Annotated in this window: 8 protein-coding genes; 7 read left to right on the forward strand and 1 reads right to left on the reverse strand. The window is 35.5% G+C overall.

Annotated features, from left to right (window positions below; translation table 11 throughout):
• Positions 1–41: 41 nt before the first annotated feature.
• From VK161_RS13320 to VK161_RS13350, 7 genes are all read left to right on the forward strand, one after another.
• Positions 42–1499 carry a glycoside hydrolase family 30 protein gene (locus VK161_RS13320; protein WP_324215280.1) on the forward strand — a complete coding sequence of 486 codons (1458 nt, stop codon included), beginning with the start codon at positions 42–44 and terminating at the stop codon, positions 1497–1499.
• A gap of 41 nt (positions 1500–1540) precedes the next feature.
• A complete protein-coding gene (locus VK161_RS13325) occupies positions 1541–3916 on the forward strand; it encodes an MFS transporter (protein WP_324215281.1) in 2376 nt (791 codons plus the stop codon).
• Complete coding sequence (locus VK161_RS13330) at positions 3906–4829, forward strand: glycosyl hydrolase family 17 protein (protein ID WP_324215282.1); 924 nt, start codon at positions 3906–3908, stop codon at positions 4827–4829. Before VK161_RS13325 ends, VK161_RS13330 begins: the two co-directional genes overlap by 11 nt.
• 43 nt (positions 4830–4872) lie before the next feature.
• Positions 4873–6573, forward strand: coding sequence for a family 16 glycosylhydrolase (locus tag VK161_RS13335; protein WP_324215283.1), 1701 nt, complete (start codon positions 4873–4875; stop codon positions 6571–6573).
• A gap of 238 nt (positions 6574–6811) precedes the next feature.
• Positions 6812–7396, forward strand: coding sequence for an RNA polymerase sigma factor (locus tag VK161_RS13340; RefSeq protein WP_324215284.1), 585 nt, complete (start codon positions 6812–6814; stop codon positions 7394–7396).
• Between the two features lie 49 nt (positions 7397–7445).
• A complete protein-coding gene (locus tag VK161_RS13345) occupies positions 7446–7589 on the forward strand; it encodes a hypothetical protein (RefSeq protein WP_324215285.1) in 144 nt (47 codons plus the stop codon).
• Positions 7590–7640: 51 nt separating this feature from the next.
• Positions 7641–8138 carry a TPM domain-containing protein gene (locus VK161_RS13350; protein WP_324215286.1) on the forward strand — a complete coding sequence of 166 codons (498 nt, stop codon included), beginning with the start codon at positions 7641–7643 and terminating at the stop codon, positions 8136–8138.
• A 1-nt stretch (position 8139) separates the two neighbouring features.
• Here the strand turns inward: VK161_RS13350 and VK161_RS13355 are convergent, their stop codons facing one another.
• Positions 8140–8790: an endonuclease III gene (locus VK161_RS13355; RefSeq protein ID WP_324215287.1), complete on the reverse strand. Its 651-nt coding sequence runs from the start codon at positions 8788–8790 to the stop codon at positions 8140–8142.
• Positions 8791–9191: the final 401 nt, after the last annotated feature.

Below are 9191 nucleotides of genomic sequence, written 5' to 3' on the forward strand. Positions count from 1 at the left end.
ACATACAAACTCGTTTTACCTTTTTGATACTAATTTTTATCATGACATTTTCATTGAACAGTTGTAAAGTAACCGAAAAACTCAATGTTGAAGTATATGAAACTTCGGCTCAAGGCAACGCATTGAAGAAAATTACTGCATTTTCTGAAAACGAAAATCCAATCGTGATTACTTTAAATCCAAATGAACAATTTCAAACCATAACGGGTTTTGGAGGTTCTTTTACTGAAGCATCGGCACATTTACTGAACAAACTAAGCAAAGAAAACCGCAAGAAAATTTTAGACGCTTATTTTAGTGAAAATGGCGCCAATTATTCACTGACTCGTACTCATATTGCTTCTTGTGATTTTTCATTAAGCAATTATACGTACGCCAAAGTTGAAAATGATTTACAAATGGAGCATTTCTCAATAGAGGATGATCGTTCCGATTTGATTCCAATGATTCTAGAAGCCAAATCGACTTCGAAAGAAGGTTTTAAAATCATTGCATCACCTTGGTCGTGTCCGCCTTGGATGAAAGACAATAAACAATTTGTTGGTGGAAAATTAGTCCCCGAATTCAACGATGCATTTGCCTTATACTTTTCCAAGTACTTAGATGCTTATAAAAAAGAAGGGATCACTATTTGGGGAGTTACCGTAATCAACGAGCCACATGGCAACGGAAACAACTGGGAAAGCACTCATTTTTCTCCCGAAGAAATGACCTTGTTCGTACAGAATCACCTCGGTCCAAAATTAGAAAAAGACGGTTGGAAAGACATTAAAATATTAGGCTACGACCAAAATAGAGCGGGTTTGCCCGAATGGGTGGATGCCATGTTCAAAAACGAGGCTACATCGAAATATTTTGCTGGAACTGCCATTCATTGGTATGAAAGCACCTATGATTATTTTCCAGATGCTTTGCAATACGCACACAAAAAAGCACCCAATAAATACCTAATTGAAACTGAAGGTTGTATTGATGCCGAAGTACCGCATTGGAATGATGATGCTTGGTACTGGAAAAAAGAAGCCACCGATTGGGGTTGGGATTGGGCCAGCGAAAAAGACAAACACCTGCATCCAAAATACGCTCCGGTGAATCGTTATGCAACTGATATCATTGGTTGTCTGAATAATTGGGTGGATGGTTGGATCGATTGGAATATGGTGTTGGACCGTCAAGGCGGACCCAATTGGTTTAAAAATTGGTGTACTGCGCCAGTAATTGTTGATGTTGAAAAGGATGAGGTGTATTTTACACCGTTGTATTATACGATGGCACATTTTAGTAAATTCATGCGTCCAGGTGCAATAAAGATTGGGTGTGCCATTAATCATAAAGAGATTATGTCAACTGCGGTTAAAAACCCTGATGGTTCAATTGCAGTAGCCGTTTTTAACCCAACCGATTCTAAACAAACACTCGAAATCCGGTTGGATAATAAGAATACAATTATTTCTATTGATGCAAAAGCATTGCAAACCATAGTAATCAAAACAAACTAAACTAAACTAAACTAAACCAATAATTTAATAACCTCCTAATTATGTCAAAAACTAGTTCAACATCACCACAAAATAAAGTTCCTATCGGACAAAAAATTGCTTTCGGATTAGGAATGTTAGCCAACCAAATGTTTCCAGCAGCTTTAGGAATTTTCACTGTTGTTTTGGTAGAAAAACTGGGGTTTAGCGGATTTTTATTGGGATTAACTTATTTTATTCCAAAGTTTTATGATGCTTTGTTTGATTTGATAATGGGTTATGTGAGTGATAATACCAAATCAAAATGGGGTAGAAGAAAACAATATATATTGGCTGGTGCCATTATTTTAGGAATTTCTTTTGCATTAATGTGGCAATTGTACGTTGAAAACGGCGTTACCTACAATTTTTGGTATTTTTTAGTGGTTTCATTGATTTTTTATTCCGGATTGACCATTTTTAGTATTCCTTATGTAGCGATGGGTTACGAAATGAGTGATGATTTCCACGAACGAACCAATATTATGGCAACTGCACAACTTATTGGTCAGTTAGCATGGGTAGTTGCGCCTTGGTTTTGGGTAATTATGGGAGATCAAACCTTATTTCCATCCAGTGAAGTTGCAGTCCGAACTTTGGCTGTGTATGTTGCCATTGGTTGTGCAATTTTAGCCGCAATTCCTGCTTTTTTTATTCCAAGTAAATCTACGCTTAACGAAAATTACAGCCCAATTGATTTAAAAGGTATTCTCGGAAGTTTTGGTGAAATTAAAGAAGGTTTGAAAGCTTCAATAGAAATTAAACCATTTCGAAAAATTTGTATTGCTACGTTTTTAATTTTCAACGCTTTTCAAACCACAGCAGCATTTTCATATTTTATCATCAAGTACTATTTATTTAAAGGAAATGAAGACGGTTTCGGATTATGGCCTACTTTATTTGGAAGTGTAGGTGCAATTATCACTACCGTTGCGGTTATTCCTGTCGTGGCTAGAATGTCAAAAACAATGGGGAAAAAGAAAGCTTTCTTATTATCTCAAGGAATTTCTGTAATAGGTTACATCTTACTCTTTGTATTATTTGTTCCCGGAAAACCGCACCTATTTTTGTTTGCATTACCATTTTTCTCCTTCGGAATTGGGAGTTTGTTTACCTTAATGATGTCGATGACTTCCGATGTTATTGATATTGATGAACTCAACACAGGAAAAAGAAGAGAAGGAAGTTTAGGTGCCATTTATTGGTGGATGGTAAAATTCGGAACCGCAGTTGCAGGTTTATTGAGTGGATTAATTCTTTCTTTGGTCGCATTTCAGTCCAATGCTGCTACACAAACCGATGAAACTATGTTTTGGCTGCGAATTTTCTTTGTAGGAGTTCCAATTCTTGGTACATTGAGTGCCATTTGGGTAATGAGAAATTATGATATAGACGAAGCCAAAGCCAGAGAAGTGAGAGATATTTTAGATAGGCGAAAAGGAAAATCCAAAAGCCAATCATCTGCATATCTTTCTGGAAAATTACTTTCTTTGGTTAAAGACAAAAACACCATAAATGTCTCTTTGGGAAATGATTTCAGCTCTAAAACAGAAGATGAAATAAGAGGACAATTTTCAGAAATTCTCAATAACGGAATCCACGGTTTGTGTTTCAGTCCTTATACCGTTGGTCAAACAATTGGTGATACAGTTACAGAAAGCCAAATTCACCGTAGATTAGATATTGTTGCTTCTCACACCCAATGGATTCGATCTTTTTCATGTACAGAAGGAAATGAATCCATTCCTAAAATTGCTAAGAATAAAGGCTTAAAAACCATTGTTGGAGTTTGGATTAGTAATGATAGAGAGCGAAATGAAAAAGAAATTCAATCATTAATTTATCTGTCAAATCAAGGAGTAGTTGATATTGCAGCCATCGGAAACGAAGTGTTGCATCGTCAAGAGCTTTCCGAAGTTGAATTGTTGGAATACATCAAAAGAGTAAAAGACGCATTGCCTAATTCAATTCCGGTTGGTTATGTTGATGCGTATTATCAATTCTTAAATCGCCCTAGTTTAGTAGATGCGTGCGATGTAATTTTAGCCAATTGTTATCCTTTTTGGGAAGGCTCTGAAAATCAATTTGCATTGAACTATCTAAATTCAATGGTCGAGTTAACTCAAAAAGTGGCTCTAGGAAAAAAAGTAATCATTACCGAAACGGGTTGGCCTAGTTCGGGCAATCAAGTGGAACAGGCAAAACCATCCAATGAAAATGCCATGAAGTATTTTATTTCCGTGCAAGAATGGGCAAAAAACAATGCTGTTGACGTGTTCTATTTTTCTTCTTTTGATGAACCTTGGAAAATAAGCCAAGAAGGCGAAGTAGGAAGTGCTTGGGGCATTTGGGACAAAAATGAAAAGTTGAAATTTAATACCAATAGTTATGTCGTATAGAGAAGGTCATTATTATTCTCCCAATCAAAATTCAAATCAAAAATCGCAAGAATATGTACATCATAACATCGATTTTTCTGAAATAACTAAAAAAGATTTAACGGATTTGTGGAGAGATACTTTAGAAAATGGAATGCACGGAATTTGTTTCAGTTTGTACGAAGACGGACAAAAACCCGGCGACATCATCACAGCCGAGCAAGTAAACCGACGCATACAAATTCTAAAGCCCTACTCGGGTTGGGTTCGCTCATTTTCGTGCATTGAAGGAAATGAACACATTCCGAGAATTGCACACGAAAACGGCATGAAAACACTGGTTGGCGCTTGGTTAAGTAGTGATTTAGAATTGAATGAAAGAGAAATTGAAGGTCTGATTACTCTAGCCAAAGAAGGTTGTGTAGATATCGCTGCAGTAGGCAATGAAGTGATGTACCGAAATGATTTGTCGGAAGAACAATTGATACACTATATTAATCGTGTTAAAGAAGCATTGCCCAATATTCCTGTTGGCTATGTTGATGCGTATTACGAATTTTCTCATCGACCCAATATCACAGAAGTTTGTGATGTCATCTTAACCAATTGTTATCCGTATTGGGAAGGTTGTCCAATCGAACACTCTTTTCATCACATGGTAAGCATGTTTGAATCGGCCAAAAATGCAGGTCAAGGCAAGCGTGTTATCATTACCGAAACGGGTTGGCCAAGCGAAGGAGGTTCACTCAAAGGTGCAATAGCATCCAACGAAAATGCTATGAAATATTTTATAGAAACTCAAAATTGGTCCACTCAAAACGATATTGAGATTTTCTATTTTTCCTCTTTTGATGAATCGTGGAAAGTAGGAGCAGAAGGCGATGTAGGTGCCTTTTGGGGATTGTGGGATAAAAACGAAAAACTTAAATTTTAAACAAAATGGTCTTACAGTAAAGACCATTATTATCAAACTTATTATGAAAGAGAATAGAGTATTTCAGATTTTTTTAATGTTCATTCTAACAACGCAACTCGGGTTTTCTCAAGTTGATGTTGTGTATACCAATTTAGTTTGGTCGGACGAGTTTGATACTAATGGAGCAGTAAATCCTACTAAGTGGCATCATCAAACACAATTGCCCGCAGGTGGAAGTTGGTTCAATGGCGAAGTGCAACATTACACTGATCAGCTAACCAATTCGTTTGTAAATGCTGGATTCTTAAATATAGTAGCCAAAAAAGAGCCGTACACTTCTCAAGGAATTACCAAACAATATACGTCCGCTCGATTGAATTCTAAATTTGCCTTTTTGTACGGGCGTGTTGACATTCGTGCCAAAGTTCCTACCAATCAAGGAACATGGCCTGCCTTATGGATGTTGGGTAAAAACGTTAATGAGGATGGAGGTTTTTTTGATTCGGCTTTCGGAACAACCAATTGGCCAGCTTGTGGAGAAATTGACATAATGGAACACGGTATAACACAATCCCAACCCATAAATTACGTCCAAAGTGCACTTCATACACCTTCCTCTTTTGGAAATACTACTAATATTGGAGGGACCTTAGCCAATAATCTAGGCAGCGATTATCATGTGTATTCAATGAATTGGTCTCCCTTTCAAATTACTTTTTTATTAGATGGTGTAGCGTATTACACTTATAATCCTGCTGTAAAAACTCCAAGTAATTGGCCTTTCAATGCCGAGCAATACTTATTGCTAAATATTGCTATGGGTGGAGTTGCAGGAACAATACCTTCCAGTTTTACTCAAGCTTCAATGGAAATTGATTACGTTAGAGTCTATCAGAATACTACAGTTGATACGCAAGCTCCCACAAATTTTGTTGCTGCTGTTGGAGCTATTACTAGTTCTTCTATTGAATTGTTGTTGAATGCCAACGATAATTCGGGTAACATTTCTTATACTATCACTTACAGTGGAGGAACCATTAACGTAGCCAACCCTTCGGGTGTTCAAAAGTCGGTTGTGATTCCGAATTTATCTCCAAACACCAACTATAGTTTCTCGGTTTCGGCTAGCGATTTAGCAGGGAACAGTTATGTCTCTAATCCAATAGTACTTAATGCTACCACCACAGGAGTTACAGGTTGTTCAGGAACTAATACAGCATCACAGCTAGGCTCACCATTTTCTATAGGATACAATTATGCTTTTGAAACGATCGGAAATAATGTCAAAATCACATTTGAAATGTTGGATACTGACAAAGTAGGTGTAGTGGCTTTTTTGTGGAGACAAAGTCCGTTTGCCGAATACCAAATGACTAATGTGTCAGGTAATATTTTCACTTATACGATTACGGGTCAAACCATTGGTCAAACTATTTATTATGCTACAAAGTTTGCCTACGCTGGAGGTTTTTCGGTTACCAATTATTTTTCTTATGTAGTTGGATCCAATTGTGCTTTAGAACTAACCAACCCAACCGAGTTGAATCAAGTCTCATTCTTGAATCCAGTAGACGATTATCTAACTCTTTCATCAACGGTTACCATAGATAAAGTTGAATTGTATGATATAGTTGGAAATCTAGTCTTGACCGCAATAGAAGAAACCAATTCAGTTGATGTAAGAAGTTTATCAAGCGGAATTTATCTTTTAGCTATTTACTCGGGCGATTCCAAAAGAATAGAAAAATTAATTGTAAGGTAAACGCACTTTTATAGTTTTTAATAACATCTAAAATCAATTGTTTTTGAGCAATTTTTGATTGTAATTTTCAAATTTATTGCATCAGAAATGTTAAAGTTTTTGCTTTTATTTGTTTTTTAAGAAAATATTATGTTACATTTGGGTATAATTTAATCAAAATTTAAGAGTCGCCTATAGAATAAAAATTACTTTTTAGAGAAAATCTCACTTTTTTAACCCGAAACTAAAAGGTAATATTATGGCTACTTTACAAATCCCAGATGCTTTATTGGTAAAGAATTATATGGCTGGTGACGAAAGCGCCTTGGCTGTATTAATCAACAGACATCAGTCTAAAATCTACGGCTTTATTTATTCAAAAATTGCTGATAGAGATTTAGCAGACGATGTATTTCAAGACACATTCATTAAAGTAATCAATACTTTAAAATCACAATCCTATAACGAAGAAGGCAAATTTTTACCTTGGGTAATGCGAATTGCTCACAATCTAATTGTGGATCAATTCAGAAAAAACAAAAAGATGCCAATGCTTCGCGAAACCGAAGAGTTTTCTATCTTTTCTATTTTATCGGATAATGAACCTAACATTGAGGCAAAAATCATCACAGGTTTGATTGAAAATGACCTTCAAAAAATAATACATGAGTTGCCAGACGATCAAAAAGAGGTATTGGTAATGCGTATTTATCAAGATATGAGTTTCAAAGAAATTTCAGATGTAACAGGTGTAAGTATCAATACTGCCTTAGGTAGAATGCGTTACGCACTAATGAACTTGAGAAAAGTAATTGAAAAAAACAATATTATTTTAACCAATTAACAATATTTTGCATGTTGCTGCGTTATAGAATAAACAATTAAACTATTCTATGGCAAAACTTTACTCTAAAAAAGCATTAGCAACTACCAAAATGTTACCTAAAAAAGAAACCATACAGTTTTTACTTAATTATTCAAAAGCTTTGAATATTATAAAAGTGGGTAACAAAAACTTCGAAATCATTGCTAATTAAGAAATATCCCGATTCATAATCGGGATATTTTTTTATTTTAATTTCATTTTTATGAATAAGATTACTGCTTTTTTGGTCATTCTAATTGTTATTGGTTGCAGTCCCAAAAAATCAAATGCTCAAAATCAACAAAATGATTCTCTTCCCAAAATAGAATCAATAGTAACTGATTTTGAAGGAATTTTAAGTCCAAAAGAAGAAGCAAAATTAACACAAATGATTGTTGATTTTGAAAAAGAAACCTCAGTTGAAATGGCAATCGTTACGGTGCAAAGCATCGAACCTTACGATGATATTTTTAATTTTTCACTCGATTTAGCCAATAAAACAGGAGTTGGTAAAAAAGGCAAAAACAACGGAGTATTTATTGTGGTGAGCAAACAATTGCGACAAGTTCAAATCCAAAACGGAGATGGAATTGTTCCCATAATCTCAAACGAGAAAACCAAGGAAATTGTTGGTCAAATAATGATTCCTGAATTCAAAGACGGTCATTATTATGAAGGTTTGCAGAAAGGAATTAACAAAATAATGGAATTACTACGATAATTTATTTTTTATCAAATTCTTTCAAAACCTCTTTTCGACCAATAGTTCGCGTAATGATGTCTTTTTCCAAACTCCAACCGCGAGCGGGCGAATATTCTCTTCCGTACCAAATAATTTGTAAGTGCAAATCGTTCCACAATTCTTTAGGAAAAATCGCTTTAGCATCTTTTTCGGTCTGAACTACATTTTTTCCATCCGATAAATTCCAACGGTACATCAACCGATGAATGTGTGTGTCAACCGGAAATGCAGGAACTCCAAACGCCTGACTCATCACTACACTCGCCGTTTTGTGTCCAACTGCGGGTAATGCTTCCAGAGCTTCAAAACTCTGCGGAACTTCGCCGTTGTGTTTTTCAATTAAAATATGCGACAATCCATGAATTCCTTTTGATTTCATAGGCGAAAGTCCGCAAGGCCGAATAATTTCTTTAATTTCTTCCACACTCATTTTTACCATATCATACGGATTATCCGCTTTGGCAAACAACAGCGGTGTAATCTGATTCACGCGCACATCAGTGCATTGCGCCGACAACAACACTGCAATCAGCAAGGTATACGCATCTTTATGATCCAACGGCACCGGAATACTCGGATACAGTTCTTTTAACGTATTTATAACAAACGTTGCACGCTCTTTCTTAGTCATTTTTGTAATTTTAACTTTGTAAAAATAGCAAAAGAACCACGATGTAAAAAGTAATTTTAACTCAGTTACTCAGCATCTCATTCACTCAGCTACTTTTATGTGCCTAATCCAGCTTTACGTTACAAGCTTTTGCTCACAAAGTGGTTTTTGTAAGCGGTAAAAAGAGCTTCCTTTGGTCGCTTTTTTCCCGCAGCAAAAACTCACTTTCTTCCCAAAAGGCTTTCCACTACAATCTGGGGCAAAACAATTAACAATGGATAATTAACAATTGACAATTATTCGTCAATCAAGAATTATTTTTTAAATTATCAATTATCAATTATCAATTATCAATTATCAATTATCAATTATCAATTATCAATTATCAATTATCAATTATCAATTATCAATTATCAATTATC

It is taken from the genome of Flavobacterium sp., assembly GCF_035299245.1.
Classification (GTDB): domain Bacteria; phylum Bacteroidota; class Bacteroidia; order Flavobacteriales; family Flavobacteriaceae; genus Flavobacterium.

Coding starts and splice junctions, on each gene's coding strand:
- VK161_RS13355 (WP_324215287.1), bottom strand. CDS start 8,790: ATGACTAAGAAAGAGCGTGCAACGTTTGTTATAAATACGTTAAAAGAA.
- VK161_RS13320 (WP_324215280.1), top strand. CDS start 42: ATGACATTTTCATTGAACAGTTGTAAAGTAACCGAAAAACTCAATGTT.
- VK161_RS13325 (WP_324215281.1), top strand. CDS start 1,541: ATGTCAAAAACTAGTTCAACATCACCACAAAATAAAGTTCCTATCGGA.
- VK161_RS13340 (WP_324215284.1), top strand. CDS start 6,812: ATGGCTACTTTACAAATCCCAGATGCTTTATTGGTAAAGAATTATATG.
- VK161_RS13345 (WP_324215285.1), top strand. CDS start 7,446: ATGGCAAAACTTTACTCTAAAAAAGCATTAGCAACTACCAAAATGTTA.
- VK161_RS13335 (WP_324215283.1), top strand. CDS start 4,873: ATGAAAGAGAATAGAGTATTTCAGATTTTTTTAATGTTCATTCTAACA.
- VK161_RS13350 (WP_324215286.1), top strand. CDS start 7,641: ATGAATAAGATTACTGCTTTTTTGGTCATTCTAATTGTTATTGGTTGC.
- VK161_RS13330 (WP_324215282.1), top strand. CDS start 3,906: ATGTCGTATAGAGAAGGTCATTATTATTCTCCCAATCAAAATTCAAAT.